General features: G+C 70.5%; 19 protein-coding genes. 8 read left to right on the plus strand and 11 right to left on the minus strand.

Annotation, left to right across the window (positions count from 1 at the left end):
• Positions 1-299 precede the first annotated feature (299 nt).
• From ACGFK0_RS31370 to ACGFK0_RS31380, 3 genes are all read right to left on the minus strand, one after another.
• Positions 300-1,022, minus strand: a complete 723-nt coding sequence (locus tag ACGFK0_RS31370) for a class I SAM-dependent DNA methyltransferase (protein ID WP_392911413.1) — start codon at positions 1,020-1,022, stop codon at positions 300-302.
• A 63-nt stretch (positions 1,023-1,085) separates the two neighbouring features.
• Positions 1,086-1,511, minus strand: a complete 426-nt coding sequence (locus tag ACGFK0_RS31375; protein WP_392911415.1) for an MmcQ/YjbR family DNA-binding protein — start codon at positions 1,509-1,511, stop codon at positions 1,086-1,088.
• Between the two features lie 44 nt (positions 1,512-1,555).
• Complete coding sequence (locus tag ACGFK0_RS31380) at positions 1,556-2,350, minus strand: alpha/beta fold hydrolase (RefSeq protein WP_392911417.1); 795 nt, start codon at positions 2,348-2,350, stop codon at positions 1,556-1,558.
• 188 nt (positions 2,351-2,538) lie between these two features.
• Here ACGFK0_RS31380 and ACGFK0_RS31385 point away from each other — a divergent pair, with 188 nt between their 5' ends.
• On the plus strand, positions 2,539-3,129 hold the full coding sequence (locus ACGFK0_RS31385) for a TetR/AcrR family transcriptional regulator (RefSeq protein ID WP_392911452.1): 591 nt from the start codon (positions 2,539-2,541) through the stop codon (positions 3,127-3,129).
• A gap of 61 nt (positions 3,130-3,190) precedes the next feature.
• On the opposite strand, the gene ACGFK0_RS31390 is transcribed toward ACGFK0_RS31385, so the two are convergent.
• Entirely contained in the window at positions 3,191-3,835 is a 645-nt protein-coding gene (locus tag ACGFK0_RS31390; RefSeq protein ID WP_392911454.1) for a DNA alkylation repair protein, read from the minus strand.
• Between the two features lie 167 nt (positions 3,836-4,002).
• Here ACGFK0_RS31390 and ACGFK0_RS31395 point away from each other — a divergent pair, with 167 nt between their 5' ends.
• Positions 4,003-4,107, plus strand: a complete 105-nt coding sequence (locus ACGFK0_RS31395) for a zinc-binding dehydrogenase (protein WP_392911456.1) — start codon at positions 4,003-4,005, stop codon at positions 4,105-4,107.
• Between the two features lie 105 nt (positions 4,108-4,212).
• On the opposite strand, the gene ACGFK0_RS31400 is transcribed toward ACGFK0_RS31395, so the two are convergent.
• On the minus strand, positions 4,213-4,956 hold the full coding sequence (locus tag ACGFK0_RS31400; RefSeq protein WP_392911419.1) for a class I SAM-dependent methyltransferase: 744 nt from the start codon (positions 4,954-4,956) through the stop codon (positions 4,213-4,215).
• A 119-nt stretch (positions 4,957-5,075) separates the two neighbouring features.
• Between ACGFK0_RS31400 and ACGFK0_RS31405 the strand changes: the two genes are divergently transcribed.
• Positions 5,076-6,011: a helix-turn-helix domain-containing protein gene (locus ACGFK0_RS31405; RefSeq protein ID WP_392911421.1), complete on the plus strand. Its 936-nt coding sequence runs from the start codon at positions 5,076-5,078 to the stop codon at positions 6,009-6,011.
• A gap of 125 nt (positions 6,012-6,136) precedes the next feature.
• On the opposite strand, the gene ACGFK0_RS31410 is transcribed toward ACGFK0_RS31405, so the two are convergent.
• Positions 6,137-6,838, minus strand: coding sequence for a hypothetical protein (locus tag ACGFK0_RS31410; RefSeq protein ID WP_392911423.1), 702 nt, complete (start codon positions 6,836-6,838; stop codon positions 6,137-6,139).
• Between the two features lie 198 nt (positions 6,839-7,036).
• Between ACGFK0_RS31410 and ACGFK0_RS31415 the strand changes: the two genes are divergently transcribed.
• On the plus strand, positions 7,037-9,199 hold the full coding sequence (locus ACGFK0_RS31415) for a hypothetical protein (protein WP_392911425.1): 2,163 nt from the start codon (positions 7,037-7,039) through the stop codon (positions 9,197-9,199).
• Between the two features lie 73 nt (positions 9,200-9,272).
• Here ACGFK0_RS31415 and ACGFK0_RS31420 read toward each other — a convergent pair whose 3' ends face one another.
• From ACGFK0_RS31420 to ACGFK0_RS31430, 3 genes are read right to left on the minus strand one after another with little or no spacing between them, the layout of a single operon-like run.
• Complete coding sequence (locus tag ACGFK0_RS31420) at positions 9,273-10,085, minus strand: maleylpyruvate isomerase family mycothiol-dependent enzyme (protein ID WP_392911427.1); 813 nt, start codon at positions 10,083-10,085, stop codon at positions 9,273-9,275.
• A complete protein-coding gene (locus ACGFK0_RS31425; RefSeq protein ID WP_392911429.1) occupies positions 10,082-10,789 on the minus strand; it encodes a DsbA family protein in 708 nt (235 codons plus the stop codon). The genes ACGFK0_RS31420 and ACGFK0_RS31425 overlap by 4 nt, the downstream gene beginning before the upstream one ends.
• On the minus strand, positions 10,786-11,436 hold the full coding sequence (locus ACGFK0_RS31430) for a TetR/AcrR family transcriptional regulator (protein WP_392911431.1): 651 nt from the start codon (positions 11,434-11,436) through the stop codon (positions 10,786-10,788). Before ACGFK0_RS31430 ends, ACGFK0_RS31425 begins: the two co-directional genes overlap by 4 nt.
• 76 nt (positions 11,437-11,512) lie before the next feature.
• On the opposite strand from ACGFK0_RS31430, the gene ACGFK0_RS31435 reads away from it, so the two are divergent.
• The gene (locus ACGFK0_RS31435; protein WP_392911433.1) at positions 11,513-12,223 is read left to right on the plus strand and encodes a helix-turn-helix domain-containing protein; all 711 of its coding nucleotides are present in this window, start codon (positions 11,513-11,515) and stop codon (positions 12,221-12,223) included.
• On the opposite strand, the gene ACGFK0_RS31440 is transcribed toward ACGFK0_RS31435, so the two are convergent.
• Both ACGFK0_RS31440 and ACGFK0_RS31445 read right to left on the minus strand, forming a co-directional pair.
• Positions 12,205-12,783 (minus strand): dihydrofolate reductase family protein, encoded by a 579-nt coding sequence (locus ACGFK0_RS31440; RefSeq protein ID WP_392911435.1) that lies wholly within the window; start codon positions 12,781-12,783, stop codon positions 12,205-12,207. The two genes, ACGFK0_RS31435 and ACGFK0_RS31440, sit on opposite strands and share 19 nt — an antisense overlap.
• A gap of 223 nt (positions 12,784-13,006) precedes the next feature.
• Positions 13,007-14,524, minus strand: coding sequence for a DUF4303 domain-containing protein (locus tag ACGFK0_RS31445; protein WP_392911437.1), 1,518 nt, complete (start codon positions 14,522-14,524; stop codon positions 13,007-13,009).
• Positions 14,525-14,617: 93 nt separating this feature from the next.
• Here ACGFK0_RS31445 and ACGFK0_RS31450 point away from each other — a divergent pair, with 93 nt between their 5' ends.
• The 3 genes from ACGFK0_RS31450 to ACGFK0_RS31460 all read left to right on the plus strand — a co-directional run bounded on the left by ACGFK0_RS31450 (position 14,618) and on the right by ACGFK0_RS31460 (position 16,386).
• Positions 14,618-15,310: a class I SAM-dependent methyltransferase gene (locus ACGFK0_RS31450; protein WP_392911439.1), complete on the plus strand. Its 693-nt coding sequence runs from the start codon at positions 14,618-14,620 to the stop codon at positions 15,308-15,310.
• 256 nt (positions 15,311-15,566) lie between these two features.
• On the plus strand, positions 15,567-15,956 hold the full coding sequence (locus ACGFK0_RS31455; protein ID WP_392911441.1) for a class I SAM-dependent methyltransferase: 390 nt from the start codon (positions 15,567-15,569) through the stop codon (positions 15,954-15,956).
• A gap of 91 nt (positions 15,957-16,047) precedes the next feature.
• On the plus strand, positions 16,048-16,386 hold the full coding sequence (locus tag ACGFK0_RS31460; protein ID WP_392911443.1) for a hypothetical protein: 339 nt from the start codon (positions 16,048-16,050) through the stop codon (positions 16,384-16,386).
• Positions 16,387-16,568: the final 182 nt, after the last annotated feature.

Below are 16,568 nucleotides of genomic sequence, written 5' to 3' on the forward strand. Positions count from 1 at the left end.
CGGGCGAGCCCGGTCGCCTCGTCTGCCCAGGCAAGCGCGAGACGACCGGGCGGTGCCATGGCCCGACGCGCCGGTGGATCTCCAGGCCCGCGGCAGGCGGTGCCGCCCGGGGCCTTCGGGGGAGCGTTCACGGCCGGGCGGTGGTGTCGGCGTAGAAGCCGTTCCGCAGCGCCGTGAACGGTGTGCCCGCTTTCGACAGGTGGCGCGCGCCCTGCTGGCCGAATGGCTGGATCGAACCGGCCCCACCCGGGCCGCCCCCGGCTGAGACCGCGATCGGGTGCCGTCCGACGGCGTCCGCGTCAGTCGGGGGTGCCGGCTTTGCGCGCGAGGATGAGACGGCCGCGCGGACTGCCGTCCTCGCGTCGCCCCAGGGCCTTCAAGGGGACCGTCGTCACGGTGAATCCGGCTGCCGCCAGGTCGTCGCGGACCGCGTTGAGCGGGCAGGTGCGGTAGTACATGACGAACGGGGGACGCCACACCGCGTTCCTGACCCGCATGGCCAGGTCGAATCCGAGCAGCGCCCAGTACCAGGCGGACGTGGGGGGCGGCGGCGCCCCGATCGGGAAGGCGAAGAGCCCGCCGGGACGCAGCGCGCGGTGCACCCCGGCGAAGAGCGCGGGCCGTTCGGCGGGCAGCAGGTGCCCGAGCGCCCCGAAGCTGACGGCGAGGTCGAAGGCCTCGGTGAAGGGCAGCGCCCGGACGTCGGCCCGTACCCATTCGGCGTCCGGATGTGCTTCGCGCGCCTGTGCGAGCATGCCGCCGCTGAAGTCGACGCCCGTGACCCGTCCTCGGCACAGCGGCCGGAGGACCCGCATGCCCGCGCCGGTGCCGCAGCACACGTCCAGCCCCTCGCCGAACGGCCCGAGTGGACGCAGCGCGTCGGCGGTCGCGTCAAGGACGCGGTCGGGGGTGCGGAAGGGCGTGTGATCGAATTTGGGTGCGAGCAGGTCGTAGCCGCGCTCGACCGAGGACAGCGACTGGATCGCCAGCTCGCGCAGAGACGGGCCTTGAGACGAGAACACGGGCCAAGGGTACTTCTCGACGTCGGCCCGTCCGCCGGCTCCGGGTTCGTGGCGGGACGGTGATCACGTCGGGGGATGGGCGTCGAGCCAGGCGGCGGCCCGGCGGGCTGACGCGCGCGACAACCACGCGTCCTGAACTATTTCCGCCAGCTCGTTCCGGGTGAGCTCGCCGATGCGTCCCGCCCGCAGCAGCACGGACAGGTGGCCGTTGAAATGCGCGGTGGTGAAGAACGGTGACGCCTCGTCCTGCACCAATGCCTGCTTGTCCTCTTCGGACGCGACCCAGAAGACGATGACATCCCGGTAGCGTTCCCCGGTCTCGGGATCGACCGCGTCGGGTCGCGGATTGCGGAAGAAGACGAACGACTTCCCGCCCACCTGGTAGACCGGATTGTCGTCGGTTCCCGGATAGACGGTGACATGCGGCATGGCCAGAGCGAGCTCGTGTACGTCCTCGACCCGGGCGGGCCGGCTCTCGTCGTCGGGCATGGCCTCAGCGTAGGCCGCACGCCATTCGAACGGCGCTGCCATGATCACCCGGTGAGGAAGTCGGTCAGGACCGGTGCGAGGATCTCGGGCTGCACGACGTGTTCCTGGTCCTGCAGAATGTGAAGGCGTCCCTTCGGCAGCGCGTCCGCGATCCGCCGGGCGGCTTCGATCATCCATTCGGGGCTCGCCCCGCCGGCCAGGACGAGTGCGGCCGTGGTGACGCCCGCGGCCTGCTCGGCCGGTGTCCGTCCGCCCCGGCTGTACTCGCTCATGACCTCGAAGGGGTCGTAGCGGAGCGTGGGTGCGTGAGCCCGCATGGCGGCGTCGCGGCTGAGGTCGTCGAGCACCTGCGGTGGCAGCCCCATCGGCTCCAGGAACGTCCGGACCGCATCGCCGTGGCGACCGCGGGCCAGCAGCGCAGAGATCCGCTCCGCCTCCTGCCGTTCGGCCTGCCGCTCCTCCTCGGTTCCGGATCCGAAGGGCGGCTCGTGCAGCACGATCTTGTCGATCGGAAGGCCGTACGCCGCCGCGTGCTGGACGAGGGCCGCACCGGAGGAATGGCCGTACGCCGAGGCCGTCCCGCCCGCCTCGGCGATGACCGCTCCGAGGTCCTCGATCTCGCGCTCGACCGCGTACGGTGCGGTGTCGCCGCTGCCTCCGCGGCCCCGCCGGTCGTAGTTCAACACGGTGAAGTGCCCAGAGAGCGCTTCGGCGAGCGGCCGGTAGGTCGCCCGGCCCTGCAGCGCCGCGGAGACCAGGACGAGCGGCGTCCCGGCACCGGTCCGCTCGAAGGCGATCTCCGTTCCGTCCTTGGACGTCGTTCGATGTTCGGCCGTCATCGGTTCTCCTCGCTCTAGAACTAGACGGTACAGTACTGAGTTGAGTACTGGGCCGTCCAGTACTGTTGGGTCCACGTTCGTCAGAGGAGGCAGTCATCGAAGAGCCGGCCCAGGGGGCGGTCCAGAAGGTTTCCGGGGACGGCGGGCCCGCTGAGCAGGGCCGATCCGCCAGGAAGCGCCGGGCGATCATCGAAGCGGCCCGCACGGTGTTCCTGCGCAAGGGGTACGGCGGCGCCAGCATGGACGAAGTGGCCGCGCTCGCCGCAGTGTCCAAGCAGACCATCTACAAGCACTTCGCCGACAAGAAGCGGCTGTTCACCGCGATCATCACCGGTGACATCAGCGACACCGAGATGCTGACCCATGAGATGGTCACGGCGCTGGGCGACAGCGAGAACCTGGAGGAGGACCTCCGGCGGTTCGCGCGCAGGCACATCGTCGAGGTGACCCAACCGCACCTGGTGCGGCTGCGGCGCATCATCATCGCCGAAGCCGAGCGTTTCCCCGAACTGGCCCGGACGTGGTACGCCAACGGGCCCGAGCGCGGGCACGCCGGCTTCGCCGAGCAGTTCCGCGCGCTCGCCCGGCGGGGGCTCCTGCGCATGGACGACCCGATGCTGGCCGCCCAGCACTTCAACTGGCTGATCCTGTCCATCCCGCTGAACAAGGCGATGTTCCACGGCGACGCCACCGAGTTCGCCCCGGAAGAGCTCGAAGGCTACGCCGACGAGGCCGTCCGCGTCTTCCTGGCCGCCTACGGCACCCCGCAGACCCGCTGAAGCCCGACACCCGCCACAGGAAGACGATTTGGCGGAACCGGTTCCGTGCGCGCGAACCCTCCTACTTGCCGTCCTGGCGGCGGACGATCTCGGTGATCCAGACGGGCGCGAACGGTGACGTGCAGCCCGGGGAGGTCGGGTAGTCCTTGAGCACCTCCAGGCGCTCACCGATGTCGATCGCACGGGCGCGGTGCTCGGCGTGGTCGATCCCGATCTGGGCCAGGCAGTGGTTCATCGCCCACTGCAGGCGATCCGGGGCGTCCTTCATCTCCGTCTCGATGACGTCGAGCAGTCCCGTGAGGTCGAGACTCTCGGGCTTCTTCGTCACGCGTTCGGTGGTCAGCGCCCAGCCGGCACTCGCGACCACCGGATCGGGATCGGCGGCCCAGGCCAGGCGCAGTTCCTCGGAGTGCGGGTTCTTCTTCACCACGTAGTTCACGAGCCAGTCGTGCACCTTGGGTGTGCGCGCCTCGCGCAGCATGACGTCCAGCTCGTCACGCTCGAACGCCTTCGGGCGGCAGATCAGGGTCGCCAGCAGTCTCGCCGCCGTGTCACCTGTCTCCCAGAGCCGGCGCGCGAGTTCCTGTTGCGTTTTCAGCCGTTTCGCGACGGCGCGCAGCCTGCTGAGGTTCACACCGTGATCGTCACCGTGCTTCTCGTTCACGGCGCGCGCCTTCGGGTCCTCGAGCGTGGCCAGCTCGGCCATCACCTCGGCCACCGCCGTCTCGGTCGGCGTCGTCTCGGTCACCTCGGCCTCCTGTCCATCACGGGCGAACCTCAGCCTACGACGGCGGTCGGCGCACACCGCGCTGCACGGGCTGCGCGACGCGGGGAGGATCGCCGCCGGGCAGCGGGTCCTGGTCAAAGGAACAGATCGCACCCGTCATCGACCGGACCTACCCGTTCGCCGAGATCCCCGAAACGCTGCGCTACATCGAGCAACGGCACGCCCGGGGCAAGGTCGCCATCACTTTCTGATCGTCCGCCGGTTCCGCGCCGCCCGGCGTTCGCGCCGCTTCGGGGTCAGACGGTGAGCAGCGTGCCCGCCGCGGCGCGCGACCGACGAACAGGGCGCGGTTCAGTTCAAGGGCGGGTCGCCTGCACGAAGGTGATCCGGCCGAACCTGTGGTCGGCGTGCGCGACCTCCCGGGCGTCGCCGAACCCGGTCTCGGTGAGCAGCGCGACGATGCCGTCGCCATGGTCGCGGGCCGCAACCGGGCTGTGCGCCACCCGGGAACGCAGGGGGCGGGGCAAGTGCCGCAGGGCGTGGGCCGGGCCGTGGCCGCGCGCGGTGTGGTCGGCGTCCCCGGCGTCGGACGAGGGGCCGCCGAAGTCGACGACGGTGACCCGCCCGCCCGGCCGGAGGGCACGCAGCGCGTCGCGCGCGAACGCGCTCCGGCCGTCGTCGTCGATGTGGTGCAGGGCCAGCGACGAGATCACGTGGTCGAGCGTGGCGTCCTGGGCGGGGATCCGGTCGGCGTATCCCTGGACGAGGGTGAGAGCGACGCCGCGGCGGCGCGCCTTGCGCGCCGCCCTGCGCAGGGCGGCCCCGTCGGGGTCGAGGCCGGTCACCCGCGCGCCCGGCTGGGCGGCGAGCACGGTGAACGAGAGGTTGCCCGTGCCGCAGCCGATGTCGGCCACCGCGTGCCCGGGCTCGATCACGGCGAGCTCGACAGCCCGCTCGTGCAGTGCGCGGACGCCGGCCACCCGGGTGAAGGCGTCGTAGAACGGGAGGAGCCAGGTCTTGCCCGCACCCGGCAGGAACGGGCGGTCCCGCTCCTGCGGGGTTCGCTGGTCGAAGATGCGTACGTGGGTTGAAGTCGCCATGGGTGCCCCTTGCGCAGTTCGATGGCCGGTCTGCGCGCGGTGGCCGCGGCAGACCGGGTGCCGTCATCTCTCAGTCTTGGACATTCCGCGGTTACGGAGCAGGACATAAGTTGGAAACCATGGGACATTCTTCGGGCGGTGCCTCGGTGGGCGCCCGGTCGCGGCTGCGCACGGTGCGGCTCGACGGGACGCCCGTCTACCGCCACCAGCAGCGCCCCGGCGTGCCCGCCGTCTCGGTGACCCGTTTCGACGCCCGAGCCGCCCACGCCGGCCTCCCGGCCGGCCACCGGCACGCCCACGACTTCCTCGTCCTGGTGTACATCGAAGAAGGTGCGGGCTCGGTCACCATCGACGGCACCGAAAGGCCGCTGCGCGCCGGCGAGGTCCACGCCGTGTCACCCGGGCAGGTCATCGGCGTCACGACCGTCACCGAACTCGCCCGCGGCCGCGCGTGGTCGGTCGCGTTCACACCGGACGCCGTCCCCGCCTTGGCCTCGGTCTCCCCACTGGCCTGGACGCACCATCCCCTTCTCGCCCTGTTCGCCCCCGGTGCGGGGCGCGGCCGGGTCGACGGCCCCGACCAGGCGAACTGGTCGGCGTGGCTGACCGACCTTGCCGAGGAACTCGCCGACCCGGGCCGTCTCGGGGCCCGCGAGGCCATCGCCGCCGCGCTCACCCGTCTCCTGGTCGCGGCCGCGCGACTGGCGCCCCGCGCTCCGGGTACGCCGGACCCACTCGTCGAGCAGGTCTTCGCCGAGATCGAGGCGACATTCCGCGAACCGGTCTCCGCCGCGGATGTCGCCCGCACGCTGGGCTACACGCCCGGACACCTCACGACCGTGCTCCGCCGGCGCACCGGCCGCCCACTGCTCGAATGGATCACCGAACGGCGCATGATCGAAGTCCGGCGGATGCTGCGCGAGACCGACCTGCCGCTCGACGCCGTGGCCGCCCGGACCGGCCTGCGCGATGCCACCTATCTCGTCCGCCGCTTCCGCAACCGCTACGGCATCACCCCGCAGCGATGGCGCCGCGCCGAACGCGAACGAGCATGAGGGAAGGGCCGTGGCGTCGACGCGGCCCGTGGACAGCGCGTCTGCGGCCTACCTGCTGCGGACAAGTGCGACCCGCCGCCCTCTTCGATCGAGGGCTGCGGGCCGAACGCCGGTCGCGGATGTTGTCAGTCTCTTCGCGGAGGCGTGGTGTGCCGCTCCTTCCCTGACGAGGCGCCCACCTTCTGCCGTCCGAGGTGGAAGGGGCCCCGCCTGGTCCGCTGCGACGGGACGGCGGTCGCCTCCGGGCGGTCATCGGCCCCGACGCGGTCATCCGCGCCGACACGATCATCCGCGCGGACACGATCACCGGCGCCGACACGGTCATCCGCACCGACACGGTCATCGACGGGGCGGCGCTCCCTCTCCGCCCGCCGTACCTCGCGGACGCCGACCACCAGGAATCGTCCCAGCGCCAGCCCTGCCAGCAGGACCATGACGCTGCCGAGGCCCTCGAAGAACGACAGCCGTTCGGCGACCTGCCGTCCCTCGCCGCCGAGCGGCGATCCCACGCCCATGTTCCAGAGCGCGGCGATCGTGGTGCCGACGACGAACCAGAGGCCGCCGAGGACGGCCAGCCAGCCGCCGAACTGGGCGATGGGCCGGTTCGCCGCGAACATCAGGATCAGTCCGCCGATGCCGACGGCGATCGCCGGAAGGATGGACAGCACCAGGCGGTCGGCGCTGTAGACCCACGCATCACTCGAACCGAAGCCGAAGTCGAAGTAGGGGCCGATGAACGGAATGAGCCCGCCCCAGAGTGCGAGGAGCACCAGCAGCAGCCCGCTGAGCATGCCGCGGCTGCGGGGCGCTCGCAGTTTCCCAGCCATGAGAATCCCCCTCTGACCAGGTGATAGTCCAATATTTCAGGTTCAGGCATGCCGTACCCGATATGTCCCAGTCCAACCGGTTTGGGCATCAGGCAAGGTGTCGGCGCGGTTCGGTCTTCCTGCCACGGCTGTGTGATCCTTAAGTCCGGAAATGTGCCGTCCGGCTCGGGCCTGGGCGGCGGTCTGGACGGTGCGGGGATGAGCGGAGAACGCGAGGTCGACCGGGCCGCGAAGAGATACGGCCTCAAGGCCGTCGGGCGTTTCGCCGTCACCCAGGTCCTGATCGGCATCGGGCTGCTGATGGTCTGGACCTTCCTCTTCGGCGTCCTGGCGGAGGAGGTCGCGGCCACCGGCCGCGCCGCGAGAGGCGAGGGGGTTGCAGGCACGTTCACCGCGCACTCAAGGGTGTGCGGACGAGGCGGATGTTCCTGGTACGGCACGTTCACGACCGACAGCCTCTTTCAGTTCGCCGTCGGGCGAGTTGAGCTGAGGGGCGACGGCGGTCGTTCTTTTCACGCCGGGGAGGCGATTCCCGCCCTCGACGTCGGTTCGGGGAACTTCGTCCACGTGCAGGGCGGATCGCCGGAGTGGGGGCAGCCGGTCAGCATCGGGATCCTCACCGCCATGACCGGAGGCCTCGGGGTGGGGTTGAACGCCATGGTGCTGTGGGGCGTTTACTGGACGCGAGCTTCTCCCGCGTCGCGGAGACGGCAGGCGGGGGAACGCGGCCGCTTCGCGCTGCGCGACCTGGCCGACCCAGACCGGTGGGGCTGGTCCGCGCGGCCCGGTTCCTCCACGATCAGGGTGAAGATGGCCAGGTCCAAGAGGCGGACCCTGGCCGGGGCGGTCGGCCTGCTCACACTGGCGGCGTCACTGCCGCTGTTCGGTCTGATCTGGGTCGAGTTCAACAAGGAGACCACCCAGGCCGAGCTGGCCGCGGGCTCGTGGTCGCTGCTCTTCGCGCTCGTCCTGGGGGGCGTCGCGATCCAGACGCTCAGGCTGGTTCTGGCACGGCCCCGGATGTGGGTGACCGACGATGAGATCGTCATCTGGGACGCGCTGCTGCTGTGGAAGGTGCTGCGGATCCCGCGCACCGCGATCACGGCGGTCCGCTACGGCGACGAGCCGCGGCCGTACCAGGTCGAGGAGGACGTGGCCCAGCTGACACCGTTCCACGAGGAGCTCAACCTCGTCCTTCGGATGCGGGACGACATTTCCCTCCCCGCGCGTCGGCTGAGGTGGGGCAACTGGTTCTGGGTCATGTTGACGCTGAAGGATCTGGATCCGCGGACGGGCATGCCTCAGCGGGGGCATCGGGTCCGCCGGCTGTGCCTTCGGGTGAAGGAGCCCCGCAGGGTGGCCACCGAACTCGACCACTGGCTGGCGGAGGGCGAGACACTCCCGCCGCCGGCGTTGGAGCCGGTCGATCACGCTCATTACGGCACGGTCCGCACACACCGTGGCGTCGGCGGTACCCGCGTCAAGATCAAGGGACGGCTTCCCCGGCCGGTGCTGGCCGAGTTCGGGAATCAGGGCTCCGGGACGCTGCAGGCCTGGCTTCGACGTACCGAGTTCGGCCAGGGAACCCCGGTCGCGGTGTGCGGCCCTGGAGCCCCACCCGCAATGATCGTCCTGGACGACCGGCTGGTATCGGACAAGGCGCTCACGAAGAGGTTCCTGTACGTCGAGTCCCAGGGCCGGTGGACCGTCACGGTCAGCGGACCGGAACGCGCACGCCGGTTCACCGCTTCGGCCACGGGCAGCGGCCCCGAAGTGCTCGACTACCGGGGACCGGCTGGAATCGCCGTCGTGACCTGCCCAGGTGGGCAGCCCCATCAGATCCACTTGCACGGGCCGGACCTGGCCGCGCTCCACGGCTGCGACCCGCTCGCGTCCACCGCCGTGCTCAGCCCGCTACCGGGGAACGAGTCCCCGCCGGGCCGGAGCACATTCGCCGTCCCGGCGCGGGCGGTGATCCAGGTGAGAACCGCGGGGGCGGACTGGCGGATCGACGTGACGCCCCTGGAACAGGCCGACGTGGACGCCCTCGCCCAAGCCGCGGAGCAGGACGCCATCACCGTCCCGCCCACCGGCCACGTCCGCCCGTTCGAGCACTCCATCGCGGGCGACCGAACCGCAGTGGTGCGCTACCTGGGCCCGCCGGGACCTGTGCTGTTCCGCAGCGGAGACGCCTTCGGCCTCCTGCACCTCGACGCCGCCCTGACCCCTTCCCGGACGCTCGCACTCCCGGACGGCGACACCGAGATCCAACTCCGCTCCCGCACACTTCTCCAGATCACCGGAGGCCACGGCGCCTGGTCCCTGGAAGAGACCCACGTCCTCGTAAAGCCTGACTTCTGACGGCCGCTCAGGACGCCGCGAGCGAACATCCGCTCCTGCCGGTAGGCCGCGTCCGGCCGTGGAGCCGCGGCGTTCAGATGGTGAAGGCCAGGTTGTCCACGATGCGGCGGCCCAGCTGCCGGTCGCCGTCCATCTCGACGGCGGCGTGCGTGGTGAGACGACCGCCGCACAGCCGCAGGAACAACGTCGAGGGCAGGTGAAGTGCCGTGGTCGGCGGTTCGGCGCCGGCGGCGGCCAGCCGCGCACGCCCGTCGACCTTGACGGTCATGCTCCGCCGGACGGGTCCGGTGAGGTCGATGAGAACGGTGCTGCCGTCGGGGGCCGCGGCGCGTTTGCCGATGACGTAGCCCATCGAGCGGGCCGCTTCGTCGAGGGCGGCTTCGGCAGCCGGGCCGTCCTCGTTGCCGGGCGTGCCGACGGCGTCGCGGATGTCCTGTTCGTGCATCCAGCAGTCGTAGATCCTGATCTGCATGAACCGGCCGTAGGTCGCCTGGCCGGCGGGGGTCCAGCTCGGCGCGGCGAAGTCCGCCTCGGACATCGCGGCCAGCATCTCGGCCCGGCGGGACGTGATGCCTCGGAACCGCGCCAGCATCGCGGCGGGCTCCTCGCCGCGCATGGCCTCGACCCACTGCTCGTTGACGGCCGCGATGTCGTTGCGTACGTGGGGCAGCGCCTTGACATCGGCGTCGGTGGCGGGCGCCTGCTCACCGGCGAGCATCGACTCGGTCCCGATCAGGTGGGCCACGACGTCGGTCACCCGCCAGCCCGGCAGGCAGGTCGGCCGGATCCAGTCCTGCGGGGAAAGGCCGGTGAGCAGCCGGTCCAAGACCTCCCACTCGCCGACGAGCACGTCGGTCACCTGCTGCTTGCCGGGTTCCTGGGTCATGCCGCACCGCCCGTCCGGGAATCGTCGGGGAACTCGATCGTCTTGCCGCGGTCGATGCTGATCCAGTCACGGCCCGCGAGGTAGGGCTGGAGCGACCGGTGGATCCGCTGCCGCTCCGCGACGCCCTTGGGCCGCTGGATCTCGTACAGGTCGGGGAACTCCAGCATCCCGGTGACGATCTCCCAGAGCCGCACGGCGCGGTCGCCGGCGGGCGGGTCGATCAGTACCGGGCCGAACAGGCACTGGCCGTCGGGGAACACCAGGGTGGGCACGCCGTAGCCGCCGGCGTCCACGACCCGTTGATGATCGGCCAGGACGTCCTCGTGGGTTCCCTCGTCGGCCAGGGCCTCGTCCAATGTCGAGGCGCCGAAGCCCGATTCGTCCAGCAGCCGCCGCGCGACGTCGGGCATGTGCGGCTTGCCGCCCCGTACGTGCAGCTCCGCGCCGATCAGGGAATACCACGCGTCGAGCGCCGCCATGTCGCGGCGTCGCAGCAGCGCGCCGATCCGCATCAGCGACCAGCCGTAGGACCACGGCCGCTCCCAGGGGTGCTTCTTGCCCTCCGCCCGGTTGACCTCTTCCAGGCTGAAGAACCGCCAGCCCACCGTGATTCCGAGCTGGGCGCGGACGTCGCGCAGCCAGACCGAGGTCGCGTAGGCGAACGGGCACATCGGGTCGAAATGGAAATCGACCTCTGCGGTCACAGGTCCTCCCGGAGGTTGGCGGCGATCACCTGGTGCAGCGCCCGGGGAATCTCCGACGCTTCCGACCGGCCCGTCTTGGCCAGAAGGATCATGCCCTGGAACTGGGCCAGGAGGATCTTGGCCAGAAGGCCGGGGTCGACGCCGCCGCGCAGCGCTCCCCGGTCGGCCGCCGCGCGGCACACCACCGCGAGCCGCCGCTCCCACTCGGCGAACACCCCGGCGAGATGCTCACGCAGCCCGTCGTCGGTCGTCGCCAGCTCGGCGGCCAGGTTCCCGAACGGGCAGCCGACGACACGCCCGAACCGGTCCTCGAACCCCGCCTGGATCTCCCCCACCGCGTCGGCCATCGCGTGCAGCCGCGCAGCCACCTCGCCGTGGGCGGACGCCGCCGTCGCGGGGGACGCCGTCGCCCGGGCGGGCACGTCACCGGGGGCCCGCTCAAGCCGGGCCCACAGGGCGGCGGCATGGTGGTCGATGACGGCCTTGGCCAGGTCGGACTTGGCGGGAAAGAAGTGGTAGAAGCTGCCTTTTCGCACGTCAGCGGCCGCGCACAGCTCCTCCACCCCCACGGACTGGTAGCTGCGGGTCAGGAACAACCGTGCGGCGGCCCTCACCAACCGCTCCCGCGCGTCGCTCGTCCGTGGCACCCACCCAAGATGGCCGATAGTTGACCGGTCCGTCAAGAACCTGCCGTGGCTGTTCGACGCGGCGTATCCTGCGTCCGTGGAACTGCGCTTCGGGACGCGCCGGTCCGACTCGCCGTGGGTCGACGCCGTCTGGACCTGCACGAGCGAGCAGGTCACGGAGATGACGTCCGTGGCAGGGGTGCGCTGGGGTCTGGTGTTCTGTGAGCAGGAGGGCCGGGCGCACGCGACCATCACCGGCCCCGAGACCCGGACCGGCATGGCGCCGGTGCCGGAGGGCGCGAACTTCACGGGTATCGAATTCGCGGTGGGCACCTCGTTGCGGGCCGTGCCCACCCCCGCGCTGGTCGACGCGGGCGTCGAACTCCCCGACACCACGCGCCGGACGTTCCGGCTGGACGGCGCACGCTGGGAGACGCCCGGCCCCGACGACGCCGAGGCCCTGGTCGAGCGTCTCGTCCGGGCCGGGATCGTGGTCGGTGACCCGCTCGTCGCCCAGGTGCTGCGGGGTCACCGCCCGGACGTCTCGCCGCGCACGGTCGAACGCCGCTTCCGCGCCGCGACAGGGCTGACACGGGGCGCCATCCGGCAGATCGAGCGGGCCCGCACGGCGGCGGGGTCGCTGGCGGCCGGCGATCCGGCCGCCCTCGTCGTCGCCAAGCTCGACTACTTCGACGAGCCGCACCTGGCCCGGGCGCTGCGCTCCTACGTCGGACGGACCGTCGGGCAGCTGCGCGAGGGCGCCGGCGGCGCGATCGGCCTCGACCTGGATCAGCGCTTGAGGTCGTAGACCAGCTTCAGGATCCCGTTCGGGTAGCTCTCCGACTCCCGGAGCGTCAGCATCTGCTTGTCGCGGTCGGCCCGCCCGAACATGCTCTTCCCGGCACCGAGCAGGACGGGGAAGACGAGCAGGTTGTACTGGTCGATCAGGCCCTCGTCCGACAGCCGCCGCGCCAGTTCCGCGCTCCCGTGGATGAAGATCGCGCCGCCCTCGCTCTCCTTCAGCGCGGCGACGTCCTCGGTCGAGCGCAGGATCGTCGTCGGCCCCCACCCCTCGACAAGGGCGTCGTCGCGCAGCGTGGTCGACACCACGTACTTGGGCAGTTCCTTGTAGTCGGCGTGGTCCTCCGATGCGGGCCAGACCGGCGCGAACGCCTCGTAGCTGCGGCGGCCGAACATCAGCGCCGTCGTGTCGGCGAGCTCCTCGCCCTTCAGCGACCAGGCTTCCGGGACGAACTCGAGATCCTTGAACACCCAGCCGCCGCTGCGGTGCTCCTCATCAGGTCCTCCGCCGGGGGAGTCCACCACGCCGTCGAGCGACATGAAACCGGTGTAGACAAGGTCACGCATAACGCTTTCTCCTCATGGTCGGGCGAGCTGCAGGGTTCACACTAGATCGCAGGCACGGGGCCGTCTTGGACGGAAACGACAGCGGGTCCAGAACGCCTACCAGGACAGCGCCACAGCCCTCCTGCGCGTGGAGGCCGAATGGTGATCATGTCCGGATCGGCCGCGGAGCCGTTCCGGGCGGTCGCCGGAATCGTCTGTCTCCGCATGGTGCTGCGGGCCGGTGTCAGCGGTTCAGCGGCCACACATAGACGGGCGGGCCGGATTCGACGTCACGCCCGGCGGCGGCCAGCCTGTGGTCGTCGAGGAACGCGACGACGGCCATCGATTCCTGCAGGCCGCGCAGATGACGGACATGCCGGCCGGTGCCGGCGTTCCACAGGTGGACGTCGCCGTTGGAGTGCGCGCAGGCAAGCAGGCCGCCGTCCGGCGAGAAGGCCAGATCGCGTAGTTCGTCGTCGTATCCGTCCGCGGGACCGTGGTGCGGTGGTGGCCCGAGGACGGGTCCAGCAGTGAAGCCGTCCGGGGCGCGACGCCACAGGCGGATCCGCCGGGACCGGCATTCTCCCGTGGCCAGGATCTGGCTGTCGGCGGACCAGGCCAGGCGGTGCTCGGTCCCCGATTCGGTGGCGATCAGTTCCTGGCGGGGCGTCCCGTCCGCCGCGTCCACCAGCACGACGCCTCCCAACGCGCGATCGGCGGCCACCGCCAGCAACGCCCCGTCACCGGAGAACCGCAGGCAGGACGCGGCACCCTCCAACCGCCACAGCTCACCTCCGGCGGCCAGGTCGAACGCCCTGACGGAGCCGTCGATGCCGGCGGCCACGGTGGCACCGGACGGCGACAGCGCGATCGTCCAGGCGTTCTCCACAGCCGTGTCGTGACCGGTGCCCTCGGGCAGGCCGATGCGCCGCACCCGCTTGTGGTCGTTCAACAGCACGGTCCGGCCGTCCGATGAGATCACGACCTCCCAGTACGAGGAGTCGTGCCGGGTCGCGAGGAGCTCGTGGTCACCGTCCAGGTCCCAGGCGTACAGTTCCCCGCCGGAGCCGCACGCGACCAGGCGTCCCGCCTCCGCCGCGTACGCCAGCCCGCTGACCTGGTAGGCGCCGGTGGACCCGAGCGTGGCGAAGTCGCCGACCGGTACGGGGATGTCCAGGTCGCGTGCCAGCCGCTCGGCTGCGGCGGGCGGGTTGAGCCGTCGCGCGTTGCCCAGGATGGACCGGTCGCTCTGGTCGCCCTGCAGGACATTGACGACCACCTGTTCGCGGACGGTTCCGGATCCGAACAAGCCCTCGTCGTCCAGCAGGGCCAGGGCACGGAAGCACGCCTCGAACCGCAGGTTCACCTCGTCGTCGAACTCCTCGTCGTCGCGTTCGTCCTTGTCAACCAGCTGCCAGGGGTCGCCCCGGCTCTGCAGCAGTTCCAGCACCCCGTCGAAGTGCTCCTCGCCGAGCATGTGGTGCGGCGAGTCCACCGGAGCCCACCGCAGGGACGCCGCCTCCTCGTCCAGCGGGCGGCCGGACTCCTCGGCGTAATGGCGCGCCACCTGCGCCAGTCCTCCCTCGGACATGCAGGTCGGCAGGACGTAGGCGGCGAACGCGTCGGTGAACAGCGCGAAGCAGTAGAACGAGTCGTCCGGGTGTTTCTCCCTGGCCTCGGTGAAGGCGGCTCGGGCCGCGTCGGCCACTCGCGCCACCAGTTCTTCGACGTCCTCGGCATCCGGGGTGCTCTCGGCGGACATGCCGCGATCATGCCACGAAACGCCATTCGCCGCAGACCGAGCGATGGCCGAGGCCATGCCGCGCTTCATGCGCTGATGGGCCACAATGCCGGAGTGACGCGGTTGCTCGATGATGAGGCGCTGGCGAACTCGTCGGTCGTGGCGAACTGCACGATGAATCGCGAACGGTCCCTCAGCGGCTCCAACGGCTACGGTCGGGAACTCGGTATCGACGTCATGGCCGAGTTGAGCACCCGCGCCAGCACGGTAACGCCCGTACGGTGGCTGGACGTGTGCTGCGGGACCGGACGGGCACCAGCCGAAGCGGCCGGCCTTCTCGCCGATCGCGGCCTGACCGCACAGGCCCAGATCACCGGGCTGGACCTCGTGGACGACTTCGTCTCAAGCAGCTTTCCCCCATTCTTGCGCTTGATCAGCGGCTCGGTATCCCAGTGGATCCCTGACGGCCGCTTCGACCTGATCACTTGCGTCCATGGGCTGCACTACGTGGGCGACAAACTCGGCGTCCTGAGCCGCATCGCATCCTGGCTCACCAGCGACGGGCTCTTCATCGCCAACTTCGACGCCCGCTCGGTCCGCCGTGCGGACGGCACCCCCACCGGACGACGCCTCACCGCCCACCTGCGCACCCAAGGGTTCGCCTACGACTCCGCCCGCCGCCGCATCTCCCGCCGCGGATGCACACAGACCCGGTTCCCGTACCGCTATCTCGGAGCCGACGATCAAGCCGGCCCCAACTACACCGGCCAACCCGCCGTCGACTCGTTCTACGAACCACTCCCATGACCCCCGGCTAATAATCCGTGACGACCCGCACGCCATGAGAAACGAAGCCACCAGGCAGCCGTCGCCTCGGCCTGCCGCACACAACTGCTGCTGTAATGCACTCTCCTGCCGCATACCGCGTACTCGGACCTGAGAAGGGTGCGCGCGATACGGCCGGCAACGAGGTGCGGCCGCACCGGTGCCTGCTGCGGGTGGCTGTGTGCGGGCAGACGGATATCCGTTGGGTCAGGACCTGGCGCGCTGGCACAGTACTGGTGTGGACGACTACGTGGCGATCAACAAAGCCAACTGGGACGAACGGGCCCAGGCACATGCCGATTCCCCCGACTACGAATTCGATCGGTTCATCAACGACCCCGGGCACCTCAGTGGCGTCGTCCGGTTCGACCGCACCCGTCTCGGCGATCTGACCGGGCTGCGTGCCGTGCACCTGCAATGCCACATCGGCACCGACACCGTGTCCCTGGCGCGCCTGGGTGCCACCATGAGCGGCCTGGACTTCTCCGCGGCCGCGCTGCATCAGGCGCGGCGACTGGCCGCCGGCACGGGCAGCACCATCGACTTCCGTCATGCACAGCTCTATGACGCCGTCGAAGTCTTCGGCCGCGAGGGCTTCGATCTGGTCTACACCGGGATCGGTGCCTGATCTGGCTGCCGGACGTGGCGCGATGGGCCCGCGTCGTCGCCGACCTGCTGCGACCGGGTGGCCGATTGTTCATCCGCGAGCGGCCACCCCCATGCTGTTCGCACTGGACGAGACCGCCAGCCCGCCCGGCCTGCGTTACCCCTATTTCGAAACTGCCGAGCCGGTGATCTCCGAGGAGCCCGGGACCTACGTGCAGACCGAGACCATGTTCACCCACACTCTCACCCACGAATGGAACCATGGACTCGGCGAGACCATCACCGCGCTGCTCGCAGCCGGAATGCGGGTGACCGGCCTGACCGAGCACGACAGCGTTCCCTGGCATGCCCTGCCCGGACACATGACCATGGACGAGACCGGCGAATGGCGCCTGAGCCGCCACCCCGAACGGCTGGCCGCCAGCTACACCCTGCAAGCGGTCAAGGAATAGACCCTGAAAGACTCCCCGCGTACGCACAACGCCCTCATCTGCCCCGAAGCGTTCGAGCGCGATGAGCGGAAGTCGTTCGAGCGATGTACCCGCGTTCCGCAGTTCGTAGACACACGGCTGTGATCGCCGGCGAGTCGCCGCTGGTCAGCGCTGTGCGGCGCTGGTTTCCAGGGCTGGCAGGC

The sequence above is a fragment of the Spirillospora sp. NPDC048823 genome, from assembly GCF_043198445.1.
In the GTDB taxonomy this organism is placed as follows: domain Bacteria; phylum Actinomycetota; class Actinomycetes; order Streptosporangiales; family Streptosporangiaceae; genus Spirillospora.